This is a genomic window from Micromonospora sp. WMMC250, from assembly GCF_027460215.1.
GTDB lineage: Bacteria > Actinomycetota > Actinomycetes > Mycobacteriales > Micromonosporaceae > Micromonospora > Micromonospora taraxaci.
Window position 1 is genome coordinate 1,803,621 of sequence record NZ_JAPZBJ010000002.1, and the last position, 22,552, is coordinate 1,826,172.

Sequence of the window (22,552 nt, forward strand, 5' to 3'; positions counted from 1 at the left end):
CGTGTCGTGACGCAAACCTCTTGATCACCGGGGGCAGAGGTGGGGCCGGTGCGGGGGCGGGACCGCCTCCGCACCGGCCCACTGGGTTCTACCCTGCGGAGCAGGTGGGGCTCAGGCTGCCGGCGGTGCCGTTGGCCTGGAACCCGAACTCGGTGGACTGCCCGGCACCGACCTGACCGTTGTAGGCCACGTTGCGCCAGTTCGTGGTGCCGGTGTTACCGCTGCGGTCGGCGCTCCACGCGTTGGTGACCGACGCGCCCGACGGCAGCGCGATCGTCACCGTCCAGCCGTTGAGCGCCGACGAGCCGGCGGTCACCCGCACGTTCGCCACGAACCCACCGTTCCACTGGTTCACCGACACCGTCGCGGTGCAGTCACCCGAGCCCGGGGGCGGCGTGGTGGGCGGCGGGTCGGTCGGCGGCGGCGTGGTGGTGGGCGGCGGGTCGGTCGGCGTGGTGCCGCTGTTCAGAGCGGCGAGCACCGCGTCGTACGCCGGCTTCTTCGAGCCGTTGCTGTTGAACAGCAACGGGGTCTGGTTGGAACGCCACGAGTCACTGTCCCGGATGCCCCACACCGTGATCCCGGTGCAGCGCGAGACGGCGAGGCAGTCCTCCACCACGCTGCGGTACGTGTTCGGCGACGCGCCCTGGATGTCCAGCTCGGTGATCTGCACGTCCACACCGAGCGCCGCGAAGCTCGACAGGGTGGTGCGGTAGTTGCTGACGTACGGGGAGTCGTTGTTGAAGTGCGACTGGAACCCGACGCAGTCGATCGGCACGCCGCGCGCCTTGAAGTCGCGGACCATGTTGTAGACGCCCTGCGTCTTCGCGTGCGTCCAGTTGTCGGTGTTGTAGTCGTTGTAGCAGAGCTTCGCGCCCGGGTCCGCGGCGCGGGCGGCCCGGAACGCCGCCTCGATCCAGTCGTTGCCGGTGCGCTGGAGGTTGGAGTCGCGGCGGCCACCGGAGCTGCCGTCGGCGAACGCCTCGTTCACCACGTCCCACGCGACCACCTGACCACGGAAGTGAGTGGCCACCTGGGTGACGTGGTTGAGCATCGCCGAGCGCAGCGCGCTGCCGCTCATGCTCTCCATCCACCCCGGCTGCTGCGAGTGCCAGGCGAGGGTGTGACCCCGCACGCTCATGCCCCGGCTGCGGGCGTGACTGACGATCCGGTCGGCGTCGGTGTAGCTGAAGCGCCCCTGCTGGGGCTCGGTGGCGTTCATCTTCATCTCGTTCTCGGGCGTCACCGAGTTGAACTCACGGTTCAAGATCGTCGTGTACGCCGAGTCGGACAGCTTGAACGCCGCCACCGCCGCGCCGAAGTACCGACCCTTCTCGGCGGCGGACGCGCCGAGTGTCGTCCCGGCGGCGGCCGGTGCCGTCATGAACAGCGCCATGCCGGCGGCGAGGGCGCCCACTCCGGTCAGCGCCACGGCGGCTCTCGATGCCACCTTCCATCTGGTTCTCTTCATCTCGGGCGACTCCTTCTGTGTGGTGGGTGGGAAGGACAATCAGGACACCGAACAGGCGGCACCGTTGAGGGCGAACGACGAGGGCTTGCCGCTGCCGCCTTCGTGCGTGGCCTGGAAGCCGATCTCGACCGACGCGTTCGGGGCGATCGTGGAGTTGTAGGAGACGTTGCGGGCGGTGACCGCTCCGCTCGTCGGCGCGTACTGGGCGTTCCAGCCGCTGGTGATGCGCTGTCCGCTGGGCAGCGTGAAGGTCAACGCCCACCCGTTCACGGCAGCGGAGCCGGTGTTGGTGATGGTCACGCTCGCGGTGAGACCGGTGTTCCAGGCGTTGACCGTGTAGCCGACCCGGCAGGCACCGTCGCTCGGGGGCGGCGTCGTCGGAGGCGGAGTGGTCGGGGGTGGCGTCGTCGGCGGTGGGGTGGTCGGAGGCGGCGTCGTCGGCGGGGCGGTGCCGTCCAGGCCGAAGAAGCGGATCACCTGCGCCGCGTCGACCGGGATGTTGTGCGTGACGCCCTGCATGCTGATCGCCTCGACCGGGGCCATCGGGCCGCTGCTGCCGTACCGCGTGCGGGTGTAGCCGGACTGCGGCGAGTCGGTATACGTCGGGGTCTGGCTCAGCCCGTGCACGTTGGTCCACTGCTTGACCTGCTCGCCGAAGTTCGGGTAGCGCAGCGTGTCGTCGTTGGTGCCGTGCCAGATCTGCATCCGGGGCCGCTGGCCGCTGTAGCCTGGGTACGCCTCGCGGACCAGGTCACCCCACTGCTGTGCGGTCCTGATGAGCTGCCCGTTCGCGCACTGGCTGTTCCACTCGGAGGTGCCGCCGGTGGCGAAGCAGGCGAACGGCACCCCGGCGAAGGACGCGCCGGCCGCGAAGACGTCCGGGTAGACGCCGAGCATGACGTTGGTCATCATCGCCCCCGACGAGGTGCCGGTCGCGAAGATCCGCGTGGGGTCGGCGGAATACCGCTGCCGCACGTAGTCGACCATCGACATGAGGCCGACCGGGTCGCTGCCGCCGCCACGGCGTAGCGCCTGGGGCGAGTACACGTCCCAGCACTTGCTGCTGCGGGTCGCCGACGGGTAGATCACGATGAACCCGTACCGGTCGGCGAGGGACGCGTACTGCGTGCCCGAGTGGAACGCCGGGCCGGTGCCGGTGCAGTAGTGCAGGGCCAGGAGGATCCCCGGCCGGGACGCCACCCGGTCCGGGACGTAGAGGTGCATCTGCAGGTTGGTGGGGTTGGTGCCGAAGTTGGTCACCTGCGTCAGCGTCGCCGCCGACGCCGGCGCGGCGAACGTCAGCGCGGCGGCGGCCAGTGTCACGGCCGCCATGAGGACGCCAAGCATCCGGGTCTTCAGTGTCATGGGCGCGATCCCTTGCGAAAAAGGCGCGTGGAAGGGGACTTAAGTCGAGGACTGCCCTTCGCCCGACCTTGACCGCGGCTCGCGTGACCATGCCAGCTTCAATCGAGGCACCTCGATTGTCAAGACTTCCGGAAACCTTTCGCCGCAACGGTTTCCGGGGTCACCTGCGCGTCGATGGCTTTCGGCGGAGACCACTGCCGCCGGCTGCCGGCGAGCAGTTTCCGGCACGTTCTCGGAACGTGCCGGAGGGCTCCCCGCTCGGGTCAGTAGATGTCCCGCCCCCGCTCGTCGGGCACCCCGGACTTCCGGTAGAAGTACGTGTTGATCTGGTCACGCCACTCGGTGGCACACCGCACCTGCTCGTCCAGGCGTTCGGCCACCCGCTCGTACACGGCCGGGTCGATCATCCCGTTCAGGGTCAGCCACCGCCGCCGCATTGCCGTCACCTCCTCGACGCCGGCGAAGTGGGTGTCGTAGATGTGCTGGATGACTGTCGACCCGCTGTGCAGGACGTGCCCGTACGGCACGTGGTGGAAGAAGAGCAACAGCTCGTCCGGGCAGGTCTCCAGCGACTCGTACGCCTCCGCCCAGTACGGCGGGTACTGGCCGGTGAAACCGGTGCCCGACGCGCGGGTGCGATCCACACCGACACCGTCCCGGTCGGCGAAGTGGTAGGTGCCCCACCGCGTGTACTCGTACCCGTCGACGCCGGGGCCGTAGTGGTCGCCGGGGTTGACCATGAAGCCGACGCCCAGCGGTGCGGTGTACCGCTCGTAGGTGCGCCAGGAGTCGTCCATGATCTCGTGCAGCGCCCGCCGCACCAGGTCCGGGTCGGCGGTCGCCGACGGCGGGAAGGTCAGCGTGATCCACTCGTCGAGGACGGCAGTGGGGTCCCGCCGGGGATCCCAGGCCAGCCGGCCGAACGTGTACAGGTTGGCCTGCGCCAACGGATGCCCGGTCCAGAAGAGGTCGTCGCCCACGTTGGCGACCGCGACCAGGCCGCCGCCCACGCCCGACTCGCCCGCCGCCACGTCCGCCAGCGCCCGTCCGTCCGGACCCCAGGGCGCGAACCGCAGCACCTCGCTCCACCACGGGCCGAGGTGGCAGACGTGCCGTTGCTGGCCGGTGTACTCCTGGGTGACCTGCAACTCCACGGCGATCCGGGTGGCCGGCATCGCGGCGATCACCGGGGAGACCGGTTCCCGGGTCTGGAAGTCCACCGGACCGAACTTCACCTGCACGACCACGTTGGTGCGGAAGCGGCCGTCGAGGGGGGCGAAGTGATCGTACGCGGCGCGCGCCCGGTCGGTGGACCGGTCCCGCCAGTCCTGGTGGTGGTTGTAGACGAACGCCCGCCAGTGCACCACTCCCCCGAGCGGAGCCAGCGCCTCGGCCAGCATGTTCGCCCCGTCGGCGTGGTCACGTCCGTAGGTGAACGGGCCCGGTTGACCCTCCGAGTCGGCCTTCACCACGTAGCCACCGAAGTCCGGGATGCGGTCGTACACCGTGCGGGTGGTCGCGGCCCACCAGGCCCGCACCCCCTCGTCCAGGGGGTCGGCGGTCGACAGGCCGCCGAGGACCACCGGCGCGGCGAAGGTGACCGACAGGTGCACCCGGATGTGGTACGGACGCAGCACGTCCGCGATCTCGGCGACGTCGCCGAGCCGGTCGGTGAGCAGCAGCGCCTCGGTCCGGGCGACGTTGACGTTGTTCACCGAGATCGCGTTGACACCGCTGGCGGCCAACAGCCGCCCGTACTCCCGGATCCGGGCCAGGTCACCGCGCGGGCGGCCGTCCCGCCAGAAGATCGAACCGCCCGCGTACCCCCGTTCGACCTGGCCCATCACCGGATGCACGGCCACGTTGTCCCAGTGGTCCAGCATCCGCCGGCGCAGCGCCGGCCGGTGCCGCTCCGGTGGGCGCTCGGGGTCGAACGCGGCCGCACAGAGCCGGACCACGTGGAACAGTCCGTAGAGCAGGCCGGCGGGCGCGTCGGCCAGCACCACCGTCACGTCGCCGTCGCGGGCCAGCAGGAACCCCTCGTCGCCGAGCGACGCCCCGTCGCCGATCTCGGTCAACGCCACCTCCCCCGCCGACCGTGCCGCCCGCACCGCCGAGCTGGGTGACTCGTCGGCGCCGCGGAGGGCGAACACGAGGTCCACGTCGACGTCCCAGGACGGGGAGTGCCACACTCGCCCGCCGTAGCGTGCGCAGGCGCGCGATACCTCGTGCAGCACGGTGTCGACGAGCAGCCCGTCGCCGTGGACCAGGACGCGGCGTGCGCCGAGCGACCGGAACGCCTCCGGAGGCAGCCAGGCCGGGTGCACGCGTGGCTCGTTGGGTTCCATCGGATCGTCGACGAACATCAGCTGCTCCAGGTGGACCGACTCGTCGGCGTTCACAGGTCCTCCTTCAGCACCACGACTCCGTACGCCGGCAGGCGCAGGGTTGAGCCGGTCACGGTCTGGTCACCGGTGAGCAGGTCGACCCCGCCGCGACGGGCGGTCACCTCGACCGGGTCGGCCCGGTGGTTGAGCAGGAACAGCAGCCGCGACCCGTCCGGCGCGACCCGGACGGCGGATTCCAGGTCCGCGACGTCCGGGTACGGCCCGAGCACGTCGTGCCGCGCGAGCACCTGCCGAACCACCCAGGACACCCCCACCTGGTCCAGGCCGGCCGCCACGTACCAGCCGTCGCCCGCGCCGAAGGGATTGCGGGTCACCGCAGGTGTGCCCGCGTAGAAGTCGGCCTGGTAGGTGCCGACCACCTGCGCGCCCTGCGGAATCACCAGCTCGAACAGCAGTCGCGCCTCGACGTCGACCTGCCCGTCGCCGTCGCCGAGGCGGACCGGGTTGACCACCTCCGGCCCCCGCGCGTCCCACTCGTCGACCCGGACACCCATCAGCTGCCCGAGCGGGCCCGGCACGTCCATCAGGAAGGCCTGGTCGTTCTCGTCCACCCGACCCGACAGGTAGGTGGTCAGCACCGACCCGCCGCGCGCCGCCACGTCCTCCAGGCGCTGCGGCAGGTCGCCCTTGAGCATGTGCAGGGCCGGCGCGACGACCACGTCGTAGCCGGACAGGTCGGCGGTCACCGCGACGACGTCCAGGTCGACTCCGGCGTCCCAGAGCGCCCGGTGGTACGCGAGCACCACCTCCTGGTAGCGGACCAGCCGGGACGGCCCGTCGGAGATCTCCAACGCCCACCAGCTGTCCCAGTCGAAGAGCAGCGCCACCCGGGCCGGCGTCCGCGCGCCCAACGACGCCGAGCCGAGGCGGTCCAGCTCGGCACCCAACTCGGCGACCTCCCGGAACACGCGGGTGTCGGAGCGGCCGGCGTGGCCGATGACCGCGCCGTGGTACTTCTCGCTGGCGCCCCGGGAGGCGCGCAGTTGAAAGAACAGCACCGCGTCGGCGCCGTGCGCCACCGCCTGCCAACTCCACAGCCGCATGAGGCCGGGCCGCTTCAGCGGGTTGACGTCGCGGCACGCGGTCACGCCCGGGGACTGCTCCATCAGCCAGAACGGCTGGCCGCCCTTGAGCCCTCGCATCAGGTCGTGGGTCAACGCCATCCGGGCCGCGGACTCGTCGTCCGGCGGGTAGTTGTCCCACGAGGCGAAGTCCAGGTGCGCCGCCCAGCGGTGGTAGTCGATCGGCCGGTACATGCCCATGAAGTTGGTCGTCACCGGCAGCGTGGGGCTGGACTCGCGGATGGCCGCCTTCTCGTCGTGGAAGTTGGTCAGCATGGCGTCGGAGGAGAACCGCAGGTAGTCCAGGGTGATGCCCTGGAACGCCGTGTGATCCGGGCCGCGCCAGTGCTCCGTCAACGCCGACGGTGGTTCGATCTGGTTCCAGTCGGTGAAGGTGTGCGACCAGAAGGTCGTGTACCAGGCCGCGTTCAGGTCGTCGAGGGTGCCGTAGCGGTTACGCAGCCAGCCCCGGAAGCCCGCCGCGCACAGATCGCAGTAGCAGGCGCCGCCGTACTCGTTGCCCACGTGCCACGCGACGACCGCCGGGGTCTCGGCGTAGCGGCGGGCGACCCGGCGAGCCAACTCGACCGAGAGTCGGCGGTAGACCGGGGAGCTAGGGCAGGAGTTGTGTCGCTGACCGAAGCGGCGCTTGCGACCCTCGAAGTCGGTGCGGGTCACCTCCGGGTACGCCTTCGCCAACCAGGCCGGGTGGGCGCCGGTGCCGGTCGCCAGGCAGATGCCGCGCCCCTCGGCGGCGGCCCGTTCCACGATCCGGTCCAGCAGCGAGAAGTCGTACACGTCCTCGGCGGGCTGGGTGAGCGCCCAGTCGAACACGCCGAGGGTGACCAGGTCGATCCGGGCGCTGTCGAAGAGGCGGTGGTCCTGTTTCCACACGTCCTCGGGCCACTGCTCCGGGTTGTAGTCGCCTCCGAAGGGCACCTTGGCGGTGACGGGCAGGCTCATTCGGCGAACTCCTTCCGGATCAGGTCGACCATCGGGTCAGCCACGCGCAGAAGCGCCAGGACCAGTACCGAACCGAGCATCGCCAGCACCGCCTCGGAGAAGACCGCGGTGACGCCGGTCGCCGCCGCCAGCAGCAACGCGGTGCCGACCGTGACAGCTGGGGTACGCACCAGGAAGTGCACGGCCAGCCGGAGTACGTCACGGGTGCGGAAGTCGAACAGCGAGGTGATCACCAGAGCGTTGGCAGCGCAGAGTGTCACCCCCACCGCGAGCAGTACCAGCGGCACCGACCACCAGCTCGCGAGGCCGACAGCGTCCCGGTAGGCGAGGTTCATGGCGAGGACGGCCAGCCACACCAGCGTCGGCACCCAGACGCGCAGCACGCCGGACACGTTCGTCCGGTAACCGCGCCAGAACAGTGCGGCGGGACGCAGGTCGGTGAGGTCGGTCCGCTGGTGCCGCAGTGCGTACAGGGCTGCGGAGATCGCCGGGCCGACCGGCACCAGGAACAGCGCGGCCAGGGGCAGGTTGCTGGGGTCGCGACCGAGTACCAGCAGCGGAAGCAGGCCGGGCAGTGTGGTCAGCAGCAGGAGCAGCTCGACCACGAGCAGGATGTAGACGCGTGAGGTGATCCGCGACAGTGGTCCGTCGCCGAACTGTCGCCAGGTCTGGGCCGCCCCACTCACTGTCGCTCCTTCTGGTCGTTCCGCCGGGGAGCGGGCGGGCCACGCCCCTCGCATCGGCCGGTGGTCGCCGGGTGTCCGGTCGGGCGGGTGACACCGCCCGACCGGACACCGCGTCGATCAGCCGTTGTTCTTCTGGAACCTCTCGTATGCCTTGTTGACCAGGTCGATGTACTGCTCGGAGTTCTTGGACTTCAGCTCGGCCACGTACGCGTCCCACTCGCTGAGGGGCCGCTGGCCGAGGGCGAACTTCAACGTGTTCTGGGTGACGAAGTCCTTCAGCGGGGTCTCCCAGAGCGACACCTGCTCGCGCTCCTCGTCGGTGAACGGGCGCGGCGGCGGGACCGCCCTCGGCTTGCGGGCGTCCATCACCTTCTGGAACTCCAGCTCCTCCGGCGAGAAGAACCCACGGACCAGGTCGGGCGTGCCGCCGTAGGCGAAGACGCCGTTGTGGAAGCCGAAGTCCTTCTGCAGGTGCTTGGGCGCCTTCGGGTGGAGGCCGAGGAAGTCGATGCCGGGATCGAGCGTGCGCTTGCCGGAGGCGTCCTTGGTGAAGGTGGTGCCCTCGATGCCCCAGCGGGCGAACTCCAGGCCGGCATCCGAATACCACAACCAGTCGATGAACTGCATCATGGCCACGAAGTTCTTGCTCTCCCGGGCCTTCGAGGAGATCATGATGCCGTTCTCCAACCGGGGGAACGGGTTGACCTCGCCGGCCGGGCCGATCGGCAACGGGATCTTGGCCATCTTCGCGTTCGGCAGGGTCTTGGCCAGGTCGGGACGGTGGTTGTTGACAAGCGTCTGCGCGTTGCCGGTGACCACGAAGGACTTGCCGTTGGCGAGCTTCTGGCGTGCCTGGTCGTCGGTCTGGGTGAAGCTCTCCGGGTCGAGCAGCCCTTCGGAGACGAGCTTGTGCAGGTACGTGACCACCTGCTTGTACTGCTCCGACGAGCCGGTGTAGGTGAACTTCTTCGCCGTCGGGTCCCAGGTGGCGTGCTGGAAGTCCCAGCCCGCGTAGGTGCCGTGCGACGAGCCGAGGATGCCCAGCAGGGCGCCGGTCGGGTTGGGCTTGCTGAAGAGGTCGGAGTACGGGTAGACGTTCGGGTACTTCGCCTTCATCGCCTTGAGCACCGCGTACAGGTCGTCCCAGGTCTTCGGGGTCGGCAGGTTGAGCTCCTGCATGATGTCGGTGCGGACCAGCACCGTGTAGTCCTGGGTGGGCTTCTCGTGCAGGCCGGGCAGCAGGTAGAACTTACCGTCGGCCTGCCGCAGGTTGTCGATCTCCGGCTGGAGGCTCCACTTGGTGATCTTGTCCTTGAGGTTGGGCATCAGGTCCAGGTAGTCGCTCACCGGGAGAATCGCCCCGGAGGACACGAACGCGTCCTCCTGCGGGTGGTAGGTCTTCGGAATGATCAGCGGGGCGTCGCCGGCGCCGATCAGCAGGCTGCGCTTCTGCTCGTAGTCGCTCAGCGGTACCGCCACCGGATCGATCTTGACGTTGGTCCGCTTGGTCAACTCGGACCAGAACAGCCAGTCCTCCTTGAGCGGGTAGAACGTGTGGTTGTTGTAGAGGGTGGAGAAGGAGAGCGCCTCGGTGGCCTTGAACTGGTCGCCGACACCGTACTTTTCCATCGCGCCGACCCGGTTCTCGGACAGGTCCTTCGACTCGCCGGGGTCCTCGGAACAGGCGGAGATGAGGGTGAGCGCGAGCAGACCCGCGGTGGCTACCGCCACGCGGCGCCACGGCTTGTGGAGCATGGCTCGTCCTTTCGGTGGTGGGGTTTCGGTGGAAGCGGTGCGGAGTCCGACGTCATCCCTTTACCGCGCCGAGCATCACGCCGCGGACGAAGTACCGCTGGACGAAGGGGTAGACCGCCAGGATGGGCAGGGTGGTGAGCACGATCGTCACGGCCTGGAGTGTGGCCGCGGCCTGCACGACGTCGGCCGCGGCCGCGCCTGACTGCTGTGCGTCGGTGGCACCCGCGATCAGGTTGCGCAGGTAGACGGTGACCGGCAGCAGGTCCTGCTGGTCCATGTAGAGGAACGCGGCGAACCACGAGTTCCAGAAGGAGACCGCGTAGAAGAGCACCATCGTCGCGATGATCGCCTTCGAGAGCGGCAGCACGATCCGCCACAGGATGCCGTACGTGTTCAGCCCGTCGACCGCTGCCGCCTCCTCCAACTCGGTCGGCAGGCTCTCGAAGAACGCCTTCATGACCAGCAGGTTGAACACACTGATGGCGTTGGGGATCACCACGGCCCAGATGGTGTTCTTCATGCCGAGGCTGGTGACGAGCACGTAGTTGGGGATCAGACCGCCGGAGAAGAACATGGTGAACAGCGCGACCCCGACGAGGAAGGCGCGCCCCTTGAGCTGCGGCTTGGACAGCACGTACGCGTAACAGGTGGTCAGCACGATGGAGATGAGCGTGGCGACCACCGTGTAGACCACTGTGTTGCGGTAGTTCGTCCAGAACAGATCGTCCGACATCACCAGCTTGTACGCGGTCAGGTCGAACCCGCGCGGGACGATGGTCACCTTTCCGGCGATGATGTACGCCTCTTCGCTGAGCGAGCGAGCCACGATGTTGAGGAACGGGTACAGCGTCACGACCACGACGCCGAGCAGGACGACAGTGTTGACGACGCGGAATATCCGGTAACCCCGGCTGTCGTCGGGTCCGCGGGTCTTCGGGGCGTCGATCTTCGTACCGAAGGTCACCACAGGCTCGTCCCCACCGTGCGACGGGAGATGAGGTTCGCCGACAGGACGAGGATCAGCCCGATCACCGCCTCGAAGAGACCGATGGCCGCCGCGTAGCTGAAGTTGCTCGACTGGAAGCCCATCCGGAACAGGTAGGTGGAGACCACGTCGGCGGTCGGGTACGTCAACGGGTTGTAGAGCAGCAGGATCTTCTCGAACCCGACGGCAAGGAAGCTGCCGATGTTGAGGATCAGCAGGGTCATCATCGTCGGGCGGATGCCGGGCAACGTGATGTGCCAGGTTTGGCGCAGCCGGCCGGCGCCGTCGATCCGGGCGGCCTCGTACAGGTCCTCGTCGATGGTGGTGAGTGCGGCGAGGTAGAGGATCGTGCCCCAGCCGACGGTCTGCCAGACCTCGGACGAGACGTAGATGCTGCGGAACCACTCCGGTTGCTGGAGGAACGCCACCGGGTCGCCACCGAACAGGCTGACGATCTGGTTGGCCGTGCCCTCGATCGAGGTCAACTGCATGATCATCGCCGCCACGATCACGATCGACAGGAAGTGCGGCAGGTAGGAGACGGACTGGACGAAGCGCTTGAACCGGCGGGCGCGTACCTCGTTGAGCAGCAGCGCCAGCACGATGGGCAGCGGGAAGCAGAACAGCAGGGTCAGCGCCCCGAGCACCAGGGTGTTGGTGAACACCTCCCAGAACGTCGGGTCGGTGAGGAACATCCGGAAGTAGCGCAGCCCGACCCAGTACTCACCGAAGATGCTGCCGCCCGGCTTGAAGCGCCGGAAGGCGATGACGTTCCCGAGCATCGGCAGGTACCGGAAGATCAGGAAGAACAGTAGCGGCAGGACCGCCAGAGAGTAGAGCTGCCAGTCTCGGCGAAGCGCCTGCCGCCAGGTCCGGCCGCGGCGCGGCGAGCGGGGGGCGGGGCTGGCAACCGCCGGCGAGCGCGGCGACGCCGGCGGGGGTGGCCGCAACGTGGATGTCACAGCCGCCCCCTACGCGGACTGCGAAACGGCCACGAGAGGCTCGATCCGCACCGACGTGAGCAGTTCCCGTTGGTGGCCGACCTCGCGCTCGGCGCCGGTCAACCGCAGCGGCAGACTCGCCACCACGTCGCCGCTGGACCGACCGAACCGCAGCTCGACGTCGCCGGGCTCGACGATGCGCCGGCCGGAGAGCCCGGTGAACGACGCGACGTCGGCCGGCACCCCGAACGTCACGTGTGCCGATTCGCCGGGCGCCAACGGCAGGCGGGCGTAGCCGACCAGCCGGACCACCGGACGGGTGGTCTGCGCGACCGGATCATGCAGGTAGAGCTGCACCACCTCGGCTCCGTCCCGGTCACCGGTGTTGGCCACGGTGATCCGGACCCGCACCTCGCCGTCGACCGGCCAGGCCGCCGGCTCGTCGTCCGCCGCCTCGACGATGCTGGCGTCGGACCACTCGAAGGTGGTGTAGCTCAACCCGTGGCCGAACGGGTAGCTCGGCGTCGGGTCGATCGAGGAGACCTTGTTGCGTCGACCGAGCGGCGGCGCCAGGTAGGTGCTCGGCATGCCGCCCGCGTCGCGGGGCACGCTGACCGGCAACCGCCCGGACGGGTTGACCGCGCCGGTGAGCACCTCGGCGAGCGCCTGCCCGCCGAGTTGGCCGAGGAAGAACGCCTGCACCACGCCCGCAGCGGCGTCGAACTCCGGCCCGAGCGCGTAGGGGCGGCCCGCCATCAGCACCAGGACGACCGGGGTGCCGGTGGCGAGGACGGCCCGGACCAGGTCGGCCTGCACACCGGGTAGCCGCAGGTCGGCGGCATCACAGCCCTCACCCGACGTGCCCCGGCCGAACATCCCCGCGCGGTCGCCGACGGCGAGCACGCACACGTCGGCGTCGGCCGCCGCGGCGACCGCGGCCGGGATGCCCGAGGTGTCCTCGCCGGTGATGGCGCAGCCGGGTTCGTGGGTGAGCAGCGGGACGCGTCGGGCCAACTCGTCGCGCAGCGAGGGAATGTCCAGACCCATCCCGAACTCGCTGTGGTTCACGCCCACGTGGTTGGGGAACGAGTAGCAGCCGAGCATGGCCATCGGATCGTCGGCGAGCGGGCCGACCAGGGCCACCCGCCCGCCGGTGGCCAGCGGAAGGACACCGGTGTTGCGCAGCAGGACGACGGCTTGCCGGGCGAGGCGTACGGCCACGTCCTGGCTGACGTCGTCGTCGAACCGCAGGGACGCCACGTCGTCGGGCAGTTCCTTCCAGCCTTCGTCGAGCAGACCGAGCTCGATCTTCTGGCGCAGGACCCGCCGCAGCGCGCAGTCGATCAGTTCCTCATCGACGTCGCCGCGACGTACCGCCTCCACCAGCGGCGCACCGAAGGTGTCCACCGTGGGTAGCTCGACGTCGATGCCGGCGCGCAGGGCGAGCCGGGCGGCGTCGGCGGCGTCCGCGGCGACCCCGTGCAGCGTCTCCAGGAAACGGACGGCGAAGTAGTCGGCGACGACGGTGCCGGTGAAGCCCCACTCGTCGCGTAGCAGGCCGGTCAGCAACCCGGGGTCGGCGGCGACGGGCAGACCGTCGATCTCCGCGTAGGAGTTCATCACCGAGCGGGCACCACCGTGGCGCAGCGCCATCTCGAACGGCGGCAGGATGACGTCGGCCAACTCCCGGGGGCCCATCGGCACCGGCGCGAGGTTGCGTCCCCCACGGGAGGCCGAGTAACCGGCGAAGTGTTTCAGCGTGGCCACCACGCCGGCCCGCTCCAGGCCCCGCACGTAGGCGGCTCCTGTCGTCCCCACCAGATAGGGGTCCTCGCCGATCGTCTCCTCGGTGCGCCCCCAGCGGTAGTCGCGGGTGACGTCCAGGACCGGGGCGAGGCCCTGGTGCACACCGGCGGCCCGCATGGAGCGCCCGATCCGGTCGGCCATGGCCTCGACCAGCTCGGGGTCGAAGGACGCGCCCCAGCTGAGCGGAGTCGGGTAGACGGTGGCCCGCCACGCCGCGAACCCGGTAAGGCATTCCTCGTGCACCTGCGCCGGGATGCCGAACCGACTGGCCGCGACGATCTGCGCCTGCGAGGCGGCCAGCGACCGGGCGCCGAGCACCGGGTCGACCGGCGCGGTGCCGAACGGTCGGGTGAGCTGGCCCAACCCGTACCGGATGACGGTGCTCCACTGCGGCGTCTCGCTGATCATGTCGGACTGGTGCGGTGCGACGCCCTCACCGGTCGCTTCGGCGCCGACCCAGACCCCGACGAGCTGGGCGATCTTCTCCTCCAGCGACATCATCGGCACGAGCGCCTCGGCCCGTTCGGTCGGCGACAACCGTGAATCGCGCCATGGCGCGTCGCCGCTGTCCCCGGGCAACTGACTTCTCATGCCAAGACCCCTCAGCTCCGGCCACATCCCGCGCCCGGTTCGCAGCCGACTTTTCCCACGATCCGAAACTTTCCGGAATCCCGCGTAACCTTTTCGGCAACCTAAGTGCCCCATCGATGAGTGTCAAGGGCTTGCATGGACCTCCGCCGATCGTCGCCGGCACCCCCGAGTCATCCCAGCGCATCAGCCGTATGGCGAGCGGAGCCGACGAGGCGGGGGGCAGCATCGACTGGCGAGAATGGATGATCGTGTTAGGGTCTGCCGAAACTTTCGGATGTTGCGTGAGGCTGCGATGACGGAGCACCGCCCACTCGACCCACCCGCCTCCACCACCATCGCGACCATCGCCAACGACGTCGGCGTCTCGGTCGCGACGGTGTCCAAGGTCCTCAACGGACGTGGTGATGTCGCCCCCGGCACCAGAGCCCGCGTGGAGGCGAGCCTCGACCGCCACCAGTACCAGCGCCGCGCCCGGCGATCCTCCACCGGCAGCGGTCGCATCGAGCTCGTGTTCCACGAGTTCGACACCGGTTGGGCGATGGAGATCCTGCGCGGTGTGGAGGCGGCGACGACAGCGGCCGGCGTCGGGTTGTCGGTGGCCCAACTCGACGGCGCCCACCGCCCGCCGGCCCGATGGCTGGAGGCGCTGCTCGCCGACCGGCCCCTGGGTGTGGTGTTCGTCCTCTCCCACCTGGCCGAGGCCCAGCAACAGCACCTGCGCCGCCAGGGCATACCGTTCGTCGTCGTCGACACCGACAGCGCGACCTCGGCCTCCGTGCCCACCGTCGGCTCGAACAACTGGAACGGCGGCCTGCTCGCCGCCCGGCACCTCCTGGATCTCGGGCACCGGAGGATCGCCGTCATCTCCGGGCCGCCCGACGTGCTGTGCAGCCGCGCCCGGGCGGCCGGCTTCCAGTCGGCCCACGACGAGGCCGGGATCGTGGTCGACCGGGAACTGGTCCGCTACGGCAGTTTCTCCGCCGGCGCCGGCCACGCTCACGGCCTGCAACTCCTGCGCCGACCGGACCGACCCACGGCGATCTTCGCCGGCTCGGACATCCAGGCCATGGGGGTGCTCCGGGCCGCCCGCCAGTGCGGCCTCCGAGTGCCCGAGGATCTGTCGGTGATCGGGTACGACAACCTGCCGGTCTCCGCCTGGACCGACCCGGCCCTCACCACGATCAACCAGCCGTTACGCGACATGGCCGGCATCGCCACCCAGATGTTGCTCGACCTGACCAGAGGCAACGAGCCGGCGACCAGCCGGATCGACCTGGTGACCGAGTTGGTCGTCCGGGAGAGCACCGCGCCACCCACCGACCCGCGCTGACCCCGGCCCCTGCGAGGACCCGTGCCTGACTCCGCCCCCACCATCGACGAACTTCAGCGGTACGCCCCGGACGTCGCCGAGCCCGACGACTTCGACCAGTTCTGGCGGGACACCCTCGTCGACGCGGCGGCCCGCCCGGTGCTCGTCGACGTCCGCCCGGAGCCGACAGACCTGTTGTTGCTCGACTCCTGGGACGTCACGTTCAGCGGCTTCGGCGGCGACCCCGTGCGGGCCTGGTACACCCGCCCGGCCGGCGTTCGGGAACCTCTGCCGGCCGTGGTCGAGTACGCCGGCTACGGTCGCGGCCGCGGCCTGCCGCACGAGCGGCTGACCTGGCCGGTGGCCGGGTACGCGCACCTGTTGATGGACAACCGGGGTCAGGCCGGGCAGTACGGCGCCGGGGACACCCCCGACCCGCACGGCGCCCCCGGCGGGCCCTCGCCGGTCACCTGGGGGATCCTCGACCCGCACGACTACCACTACCGTCGTCTGGTCACCGACGCGGTCCGGGCGGTCGAGGCGGTCCGCGCTCTGCCCGGGGTCGACAGTGACCGGGTCAGCGTGGTCGGCAACAGCCAGGGCGGCGGCCTCGCCCTGGCGGTGGCCGGCCTCGTCGACGACCTCGCCGCGGTGCTGACCACCGCGCCGTTCCTCTGCGACATGCGACGCGCCGTCCAGCTCACCGACCTCGCGCCGTACGGCGAGATCGCCCGTTACCTCGCCGTGCACCGGGAGGGCGAGGAGGCCGTGTGGCGCACGTTGTCCTACGTGGATGCGGTCACCTTCGCCCGACGGGCGACGGCACCGGTGCAGTTCGGGGTCGGCCGACGCGACACCGTCTGCCCGCCACGAACCGCCTTCGCCGCCTACAACCACTACGGCGCCGCGAACGGTCGGCCCGTCCCGCCCGAGCGGGAGATCCACGTGTACCCGTTCAACGGCCACGAGGGCGGCGAAGCGGTCCACGTCCGACGTCAGCTGCGCTGGCTCGACTCGGCACTCCATCCAGCTCACGCGTCCACGGTGTAGGCACCACCCATCGAGGCTCAACAATGTTACTTTCGGTCGTCATCGGTTGCGCTTCGTACGCCGCCTGCGTACGGCAGCCAGCATCGACACTCGACTGACGGGGAGATCATGACGAGTCGTCAGCAATCACGTCGCCTGATCTGGTTACGCACCATTCCCGCAACCATCGCGCTCGGCACGCTGGTCGTCTCCACGATGACCGGGCCGGCACCCGCAGCTGCGGCCTCCGGCACCGGTCGCGCCAATCCGGTGGTCACCTGGGACCTGAACGCCCAGACGGCAATCTGGGATGTCGCGGCCCAGCAACCGAACGAGCAGGTGCGCAGTTTCGCGATGGTGAACGGGGCCGTCTACGACGCGCTGAACGCGATCGCCGGCACCCCGTACCAGCCGTACCTCGCCGCACCGCCGTCGAGCGGGACCGAGTCGGTGGACGCTGCCGTCGCCACCGCCGCCCATGACGTACTCGCCGCTCTCTTCCCCGATCAGCGGGAGCGGCTTCGGGCACAGTACGACGCGGCTCTCGCCACGATTCGCGACGGGCGGTCGAAGCAGGGCGGCATCAGGATCGGGGCGCGAGCCGCGGCCGCGATGGTCGCCGCACGGCAGGACGACGGCGCGTTCGGGGATCAGCAGTGGAGCCACGGGACAGGGCCCGGCCAGTGGCGACCCACACCGCCGCTGTTCCTGTCCCAGGGCGCATGGACCGGCCACATGCGGCCGTTCCTCGTCCCCCGTGCCTCGATGTTCCGCACACCCGAGCCGCCCCGGCTGACCAGCAGCGCCTACACCCGCGACCTCAACGAGGTGAAGGAGTTCGGCTCGGCGACGAGCACGGCGCGCACGCAGGACCAGACGGAGGCCGCGATCTGGTGGCACGACCGACGATCCGGCTCCTGGGAGATCAAGCGACAGCTCGCCACCACCCAACAGCTGGACGCCCTGCAGACCGCGCGCTTCTTCGCGATGACCGACCTCATCGTGGCCGACTCAGGCGTGGCGTGCTTCAGCCAGAAGGACTTCTGGAGCTACTGGCGTCCGGTCACCGCGATCCACCAGGCCGACACGGACGGCAACCCGAGGACGGCCGCCGACCCAGGTTGGCAGTCGCTGCTCGTCACGCCGCCCTTCCCCGAGTACCCCTCCGGCCACGCCTGCGGCACCGGGGCGCGCATGTCGCTGTACCGACACTTCTTCGGCCGGGACGACATCGCGTTCAGCGGGTCCAGCGCCGACTCCGGCACGACCAGGCGGTTCACCAGCTTCTCGCAAGCGCTCGACGAACTCATCGGCGCGCGGGTCTGGGGCGGCGTCCACTTCCGGACCGCCGACGTCGAGGGGGCGAAGATCGGCGAGGAGGTCTACCGCTATGCGGTCCGGCACTACTTCCGCCCTCTGACATAGGCAGCCACGACTCCGTCGCGCGAGCTTTCAGCCGGCTCGGCGGCGCATTGCTGCTGTTAGCGACAACACGCTATGGTGCGTCGGCGAGGTGCAGGGCACACCTCCGCCACGGCTCACCGGTTCGCCGCACCCGACCGATGCGAGCCACCGCGCCACGACCACCAGTGACGATGTCCGGGCTCCTGGTCGTAACGCGACGCCCACCTCCGCGTGCCGCGTCAGGGCAGCAGCCGTCCCCTCGGCGGCCGCTGCCTGTCGCGCACCCCACCAGAGGAAGTCCCATGAGCAGTTCGATGCTCGCCACTCCCGTCCCTCCCGCACCCACCGCCATCGCTACGACGTCGCGGCCCCGACGCGCCCGCCTGTGGTGGGTCGCCCTGACCGCCGTCGCCGCCCTGATCGCCGCCATACCGATCGCGACCGGTCCGGCGAGCGCAGAGTCCAACGGCGGAGTACGCGTGATGCCGCTCGGTGACTCCATCACCGACGGGTTCAACGTCCCCGGCGGTTACCGGATCGAGCTGTGGCAACGGTTCACGGCCGGCGGTTACCGGATCGACTTCGTCGGCTCGCAGTTCAACGGCCCGGCAAGCCTCGGCGACCACGACCACCAGGGGCACTCCGGCTGGACGATCGCCCAGATCGACGCCAACGTGGTCAACTGGTTGCGGGCCACGAACCCCCGGACCGTGCTGCTGCACATCGGCACCAACGACATGTACGGCGACACGTCCGGCGCACCGGGTCGACTGGCCACCCTCGTCGACCGGATCACCAGCACCGCCCCGAACGCGGACGTGTTCGTCGCGACGATCATCCCGAAGTCCGGTGCGGACAACCAGGTCCGGGGATACAACAACGCCATCCCCGGGATCGTGCAGAGCCGCGCCGCCGCCGGAAAGCGTGTCCACCTGGTCGACATGTACCGTGCCCTGACGCTCAGCGACCTGGCCGACGGCGTGCACCCCAACGCCACCGGCTACCGCAAGATGGCCGCAGCCTGGTACGACGCACTCAGGACGGTGCCCGGCAGCATCGGCGGCGACACACCTCCGACCACTCCCCCACCCACCACTCCCCCGCCGACGACGCCGCCGCCGTCGGGTGACTGCCGCGTCGCGTACACGGTCAACGCCTGGAACAGTGGTCTCACCGCCTCGATCTCGGTGACCAACACGAGCAGCACGCCGGTCAACGGTTGGGCCCTGGCATTCACGCTGCCCGGCGGGCAGAGCATCACCAGCGGCTGGAACGCGGGCTACTCCCCGTCCAGTGGCGCGGTCACCGCCCGCAACGTCTCGTACAACGCGACCATCGCGCCGAACACGTCGGTCGACATCGGCTTCCAGGCGACCCACACCGGCAACAGTGGCCGCCCGTCCGCGTTCACCCTCAACGGCACCGCCTGCACGGTCGCCTGAGAGCAACCGCGCGGTGCCGGGTCTCGGTGGCCCGGCGCCGCGTGCTCTCAGCGGGCGTCAGCACTCGGCTGCCGAGCCGGTCGAGAACGCGTGGTGTGGTCCGGACGACGCAGGTACCACTCGGCCACGGCGAGGTTGATCATCCAGCCGGCGAGCACCAGCCCGGCCCGGACGTTCCCGTCCGGCTGCTCGCCGACCGCGATGAGGTACGGCGCGTGCGTGAACGCCTGCGTGCCGGCACCGAGGCCGATCGCGTAGCCGCGCACCATCCACCTGCGGTGCTGGGCAATGTCGCGGCGGAGCACGGTGGCCAGGCCGAGCAGGATCGAGACGGCCATGGCCGAGCCGAAGACGAGCCGCAGACCGGCGAGCACGTCGTTGTCATGCGCCGGCAGGTCGTAGGCGAAGGCCATCCAGAGCCCGGTGAACGCGACAGTCAGTCCGCAGGGCACGAGCAACCGGCCGGCGCGACGGTGCCATCGGCGGCGGCGCAGGCTGGGCACGAATTGGAACGCGCCGAGGATCGTGTAGACCACCGCGCCGACGACGTGCAGCATCACCGGCAGCGGATCGGCGACGAAGCGAGCATTCGCCGGGGTGACAACCGGTCCGGTGCTCAACTCGGTGAGCCGCCCCGCACCGGCGACCATCGGTATCAGGCCCAGGAGGATCAACGCGGCCGGTAGCCGCCATTCGCGGAACGTCATGCCACCGATGGTGGGTGCCGCACCCGCCCCGGCTCATCGGCACATGGGCCGCGATCGTGTCGGCCCATGGTCGGACGCCGTCGTCGTACTTCCGCCGGTCAGCGCAGTCGTCACCACCGCGTCCCGATGCGGTTGGTCTCGTACGCCCACATCGCCACCTCGACCCGGTTACGCACTCCCAGCTTGGTCATGAGGCTGGTGACGTGCGACTTGACGGTGCTCAACGTGATGTGGAACTCGTCGCCGATCTCCTTGTTGGTGCGCCCCCGCGCGACAGCGACGAGCACCTGTTCCTCCCGGTCGGTGAGAGGCTCGACGGGCTGCTGACGTGGCGCGGCGGGACCCGTGTCCGCGAACGCCTTCAGCAGCCGAGTGGTGACGCTCGGCGCGATCAGCGCGTCCCCGTTGGCAGCCGCGCGAACGGCCTGGCCGAGCAGGTCGGGACCGGCCTCCTTGAGCAGAAAGCCGCGAGCGCCGGCGCGCAGAGCTGCGTACACGTACTCGTCGAGGTCGAAGGTCGTGATGACGACCACCGCGAGCGGCTCCGCGACAGTGGGCCCGGCGAGCGCGCGGGTGGCCTCGATGCCGTCCATGCCCGGCATCCGAATGTCGAAGAGACACACGTCGGGGCGGAGCCGCCGGGCGAGTTCGACCGCCCGGCGTCCGTCGCCGGCGCCACCGACGACTTCGATGCCGGGCTGCGTGTTCAGGATGATGGTGAGACCGGTACGGACGATCTCCTGGTCGTCCGCGACGAGCACGCGGATGGTCACGCGCCGACCCCCTCGCGCGGGAGCACGGCCGTGACGGTCCATCCCCGGTCGGGATTGGGGCCCGCCTCGCAGGTGCCGCCGAGCAGGTCGACGCGCTCCGACATGCCCACCAGGCCGAACCCGGACGAGCCGTTCGGTCGTGCGGCACCGGCCTCGCCGTCGTCGCTGACCCGCAGCCGCACCGAACGCTCGTCAGCCGTGACGCTGACCTCGATGCGGGTGGCGTGGCGGGCGTGGCGTCGGGCGTTGGTGACCGATTCCTGCGCCAGGCGGTAGAGCGCGGAGCCGACCGCGGGCGGCAGGTCGCCAAGGTCGCCGCGGAGATCCACGTCGACCTCCGGCCCGCTGCGGAAGCGGCCGGCGAGGCTCTCGATATCGGCGACCCGTGGGACGGGCACCCGGTCGGCGGTCTGGTCGCGGCGAAGGACGTGGACCATCGCGCGCATCTCGGCGAGCGCGCGCGACGCCTCGGCCTCGATGACGCGCAGCGCCTCGACGGCGGCGTTCGGCTGGCTCGCCGAGGCGGCGATACCGGCCTGGGCGCGGATCGCCATCGCCGACACATGATGGGCCACCGTGTCATGCAGGTCGCGGGCCAACCGCTCACGCTCCAACAGCTTCACCTGGTCGAGCTCGCGCGTCCGCGCGGTGGCGCGGAAGCGGGTCGCGGTGCCCAGTGTGGCGGCGGCGAACATCACCGCGAAGCCGGCCACCAGTTCACCGCCGTCGACCGAACCGGCCAGACCGGCGGCGGTCACCTTGGCCACCACCAGTACCGAACCGATCGCGGCATCCCGGCCGGAACCCCAGCGGAAGAGCGCGGAGACCAGCAGGACCAGAAAGCTCGCCGTGAACATCTGGCAGGGATCGCCGGGCAGCACGAACGGGCCCACCGTGGCGGAACCGAATGCGATCGCCACCATCGTCAACGGCCGCGTACGCCGCCACAGCAGCGTGGGTAGCAGGGCGAGCACGACGACGAGGCAACCCACAGACCACGGCAAATCGGGCCGGAGGAGCGCCTCCACCAGGGCCGCCGGCGCGAGGACCGCGATCAACACCCAGTCACGCCACCCCCGGGGCGGGGTGGTTGGGACGCGCGGCTCGGCCAACACAGCGCGCAGGCGGGAGAGCATGAGGCCATCGTACGAACGGTGGTGCGAACCCAGATCGTCCCAAAGTACGACTGCGGTGGTGAGCGCGGGCTGTGCGCGGCCGGGGCGGATCGCGGCGGAAAGCGATATACCTCAGGGTCATAACTATGACTCTGAGGTATATCGCTCAACAACACATCGACCTGGCGGACCGGCCGACGCGGATGGCGAGAGCCCTCGGCTGTGCCCGCAGCCCTGTCTTGAGCGAGGACGTACCGTCTAGCCGATCACTGATCCGGGGCGCGGTAGAGACGACTCACGGTCTCGGCGACGCAGACGGGCTTGCCGCCGCCGTCGCTCTCCACGGTGACCGTCGCGACCACCTGGACCCCGCCGCTCACCGGAGTCACCTCGGCGATGGTGGCGGTGGCCCGGACGGCGGTGCCGACCCGGACCGGCGCGGGGAAGCGCACCCGGTTCAGGCCGTAGTTGACCCCCATCGTCACCCCGTCCACCCGGTAGAGCTGGCCGGCCAGCGTCGGTAGCAGCGACAGGGTCAGGTACCCGTGGGCGATGGTGCCGCCGAACGGTCCCGCCGCGGCTCGGGCCGGGTCGAGGTGGATCCACTGGTGGTCGTCGGTGGCGTCGGCGAAGAGGTCGACGCGCTTCTGTTCGACAGGTCGCCACGGCCCGGGCCCGAAGGTCTCGCCGACCGCGGCGGCCAACTCCTCGAACGAGCTGAAGACTCTCATGCCTGCTCTC

General features: G+C 70.0%; 17 protein-coding genes. 4 read left to right on the forward strand and 13 right to left on the reverse strand.

Annotated elements, in window-relative coordinates; translation table 11 throughout:
* Nucleotides 1-88: 88 nt before the first annotated feature.
* From O3438_RS07810 to O3438_RS07850, 9 genes are all read right to left on the reverse strand, one after another.
* Entirely contained in the window at nucleotides 89-1,471 is a 1,383-nt protein-coding gene (locus tag O3438_RS07810) for an endo-1,4-beta-xylanase (protein ID WP_442929577.1), read from the reverse strand.
* 39 nt (nucleotides 1,472-1,510) lie between these two features.
* Nucleotides 1,511-2,836, reverse strand: a complete 1,326-nt coding sequence (locus tag O3438_RS07815; RefSeq protein WP_269679302.1) for an extracellular catalytic domain type 1 short-chain-length polyhydroxyalkanoate depolymerase — start codon at nucleotides 2,834-2,836, stop codon at nucleotides 1,511-1,513.
* Nucleotides 2,837-3,099: 263 nt separating this feature from the next.
* Nucleotides 3,100-5,238: an alpha-glucuronidase gene (locus O3438_RS07820; RefSeq protein ID WP_269679303.1), complete on the reverse strand. Its 2,139-nt coding sequence runs from the start codon at nucleotides 5,236-5,238 to the stop codon at nucleotides 3,100-3,102.
* Nucleotides 5,235-7,268 carry a beta-galactosidase gene (locus tag O3438_RS07825; protein WP_269679304.1) on the reverse strand — a complete coding sequence of 678 codons (2,034 nt, stop codon included), beginning with the start codon at nucleotides 7,266-7,268 and terminating at the stop codon, nucleotides 5,235-5,237. The genes O3438_RS07820 and O3438_RS07825 overlap by 4 nt, the downstream gene beginning before the upstream one ends.
* A complete protein-coding gene (locus O3438_RS07830) occupies nucleotides 7,265-7,954 on the reverse strand; it encodes a DUF624 domain-containing protein (RefSeq protein ID WP_269679305.1) in 690 nt (229 codons plus the stop codon). The genes O3438_RS07825 and O3438_RS07830 overlap by 4 nt, the downstream gene beginning before the upstream one ends.
* Before the next feature lie 117 nt (nucleotides 7,955-8,071).
* Nucleotides 8,072-9,709: an ABC transporter substrate-binding protein gene (locus tag O3438_RS07835; RefSeq protein ID WP_269679306.1), complete on the reverse strand. Its 1,638-nt coding sequence runs from the start codon at nucleotides 9,707-9,709 to the stop codon at nucleotides 8,072-8,074.
* A 52-nt stretch (nucleotides 9,710-9,761) separates the two neighbouring features.
* Nucleotides 9,762-10,673 (reverse strand): carbohydrate ABC transporter permease, encoded by a 912-nt coding sequence (locus O3438_RS07840; RefSeq protein ID WP_269679307.1) that lies wholly within the window; start codon nucleotides 10,671-10,673, stop codon nucleotides 9,762-9,764.
* Nucleotides 10,670-11,656, reverse strand: coding sequence for an ABC transporter permease (locus O3438_RS07845; protein WP_269679308.1), 987 nt, complete (start codon nucleotides 11,654-11,656; stop codon nucleotides 10,670-10,672). Before O3438_RS07845 ends, O3438_RS07840 begins: the two co-directional genes overlap by 4 nt.
* A gap of 9 nt (nucleotides 11,657-11,665) precedes the next feature.
* On the reverse strand, nucleotides 11,666-14,032 hold the full coding sequence (locus O3438_RS07850) for a glycoside hydrolase family 3 N-terminal domain-containing protein (RefSeq protein ID WP_269679309.1): 2,367 nt from the start codon (nucleotides 14,030-14,032) through the stop codon (nucleotides 11,666-11,668).
* A 292-nt stretch (nucleotides 14,033-14,324) separates the two neighbouring features.
* On the opposite strand from O3438_RS07850, the gene O3438_RS07855 reads away from it, so the two are divergent.
* The 4 genes from O3438_RS07855 (at nucleotide 14,325) to O3438_RS07870 (ending at nucleotide 19,216) form a co-directional block, all read left to right on the forward strand.
* On the forward strand, nucleotides 14,325-15,362 hold the full coding sequence (locus O3438_RS07855; RefSeq protein WP_269679310.1) for a LacI family DNA-binding transcriptional regulator: 1,038 nt from the start codon (nucleotides 14,325-14,327) through the stop codon (nucleotides 15,360-15,362).
* A gap of 21 nt (nucleotides 15,363-15,383) precedes the next feature.
* A complete protein-coding gene (locus O3438_RS07860; protein ID WP_269679311.1) occupies nucleotides 15,384-16,391 on the forward strand; it encodes an acetylxylan esterase in 1,008 nt (335 codons plus the stop codon).
* A gap of 108 nt (nucleotides 16,392-16,499) precedes the next feature.
* Nucleotides 16,500-17,795: a vanadium-dependent haloperoxidase gene (locus O3438_RS07865; protein ID WP_269679312.1), complete on the forward strand. Its 1,296-nt coding sequence runs from the start codon at nucleotides 16,500-16,502 to the stop codon at nucleotides 17,793-17,795.
* Nucleotides 17,796-18,076: 281 nt separating this feature from the next.
* Nucleotides 18,077-19,216, forward strand: a complete 1,140-nt coding sequence (locus O3438_RS07870; RefSeq protein ID WP_269679313.1) for a cellulose binding domain-containing protein — start codon at nucleotides 18,077-18,079, stop codon at nucleotides 19,214-19,216.
* Between the two features lie 47 nt (nucleotides 19,217-19,263).
* Here O3438_RS07870 and O3438_RS07875 read toward each other — a convergent pair whose 3' ends face one another.
* The 4 genes from O3438_RS07875 to O3438_RS07890 all read right to left on the reverse strand — a co-directional run bounded on the left by O3438_RS07875 (nucleotide 19,264) and on the right by O3438_RS07890 (nucleotide 22,542).
* On the reverse strand, nucleotides 19,264-19,923 hold the full coding sequence (locus O3438_RS07875; RefSeq protein WP_269679314.1) for a DUF2306 domain-containing protein: 660 nt from the start codon (nucleotides 19,921-19,923) through the stop codon (nucleotides 19,264-19,266).
* 110 nt (nucleotides 19,924-20,033) lie between these two features.
* On the reverse strand, nucleotides 20,034-20,696 hold the full coding sequence (locus O3438_RS07880; RefSeq protein ID WP_269679315.1) for a response regulator: 663 nt from the start codon (nucleotides 20,694-20,696) through the stop codon (nucleotides 20,034-20,036).
* Nucleotides 20,693-21,832 (reverse strand): sensor histidine kinase, encoded by a 1,140-nt coding sequence (locus O3438_RS07885; protein WP_269679316.1) that lies wholly within the window; start codon nucleotides 21,830-21,832, stop codon nucleotides 20,693-20,695. Before O3438_RS07885 ends, O3438_RS07880 begins: the two co-directional genes overlap by 4 nt.
* 245 nt (nucleotides 21,833-22,077) lie before the next feature.
* Nucleotides 22,078-22,542, reverse strand: a complete 465-nt coding sequence (locus O3438_RS07890) for a MaoC family dehydratase (protein ID WP_269679317.1) — start codon at nucleotides 22,540-22,542, stop codon at nucleotides 22,078-22,080.
* Nucleotides 22,543-22,552: the final 10 nt, after the last annotated feature.

Coding starts and splice junctions, on each gene's coding strand:
- O3438_RS07835 (WP_269679306.1), bottom strand. CDS start 9,709: ATGCTCCACAAGCCGTGGCGCCGCGTGGCGGTAGCCACCGCGGGTCTG.
- O3438_RS07815 (WP_269679302.1), bottom strand. CDS start 2,836: ATGACACTGAAGACCCGGATGCTTGGCGTCCTCATGGCGGCCGTGACA.
- O3438_RS07850 (WP_269679309.1), bottom strand. CDS start 14,032: ATGAGAAGTCAGTTGCCCGGGGACAGCGGCGACGCGCCATGGCGCGAT.
- O3438_RS07810 (WP_442929577.1), bottom strand. CDS start 1,471: ATGAAGAGAACCAGATGGAAGGTGGCATCGAGAGCCGCCGTGGCGCTG.
- O3438_RS07825 (WP_269679304.1), bottom strand. CDS start 7,268: ATGAGCCTGCCCGTCACCGCCAAGGTGCCCTTCGGAGGCGACTACAAC.
- O3438_RS07865 (WP_269679312.1), top strand. CDS start 16,500: ATGACGAGTCGTCAGCAATCACGTCGCCTGATCTGGTTACGCACCATT.
- O3438_RS07885 (WP_269679316.1), bottom strand. CDS start 21,832: ATGCTCTCCCGCCTGCGCGCTGTGTTGGCCGAGCCGCGCGTCCCAACC.
- O3438_RS07890 (WP_269679317.1), bottom strand. CDS start 22,542: ATGAGAGTCTTCAGCTCGTTCGAGGAGTTGGCCGCCGCGGTCGGCGAG.
- O3438_RS07855 (WP_269679310.1), top strand. CDS start 14,325: ATGACGGAGCACCGCCCACTCGACCCACCCGCCTCCACCACCATCGCG.
- O3438_RS07875 (WP_269679314.1), bottom strand. CDS start 19,923: ATGACGTTCCGCGAATGGCGGCTACCGGCCGCGTTGATCCTCCTGGGC.
- O3438_RS07870 (WP_269679313.1), top strand. CDS start 18,077: ATGAGCAGTTCGATGCTCGCCACTCCCGTCCCTCCCGCACCCACCGCC.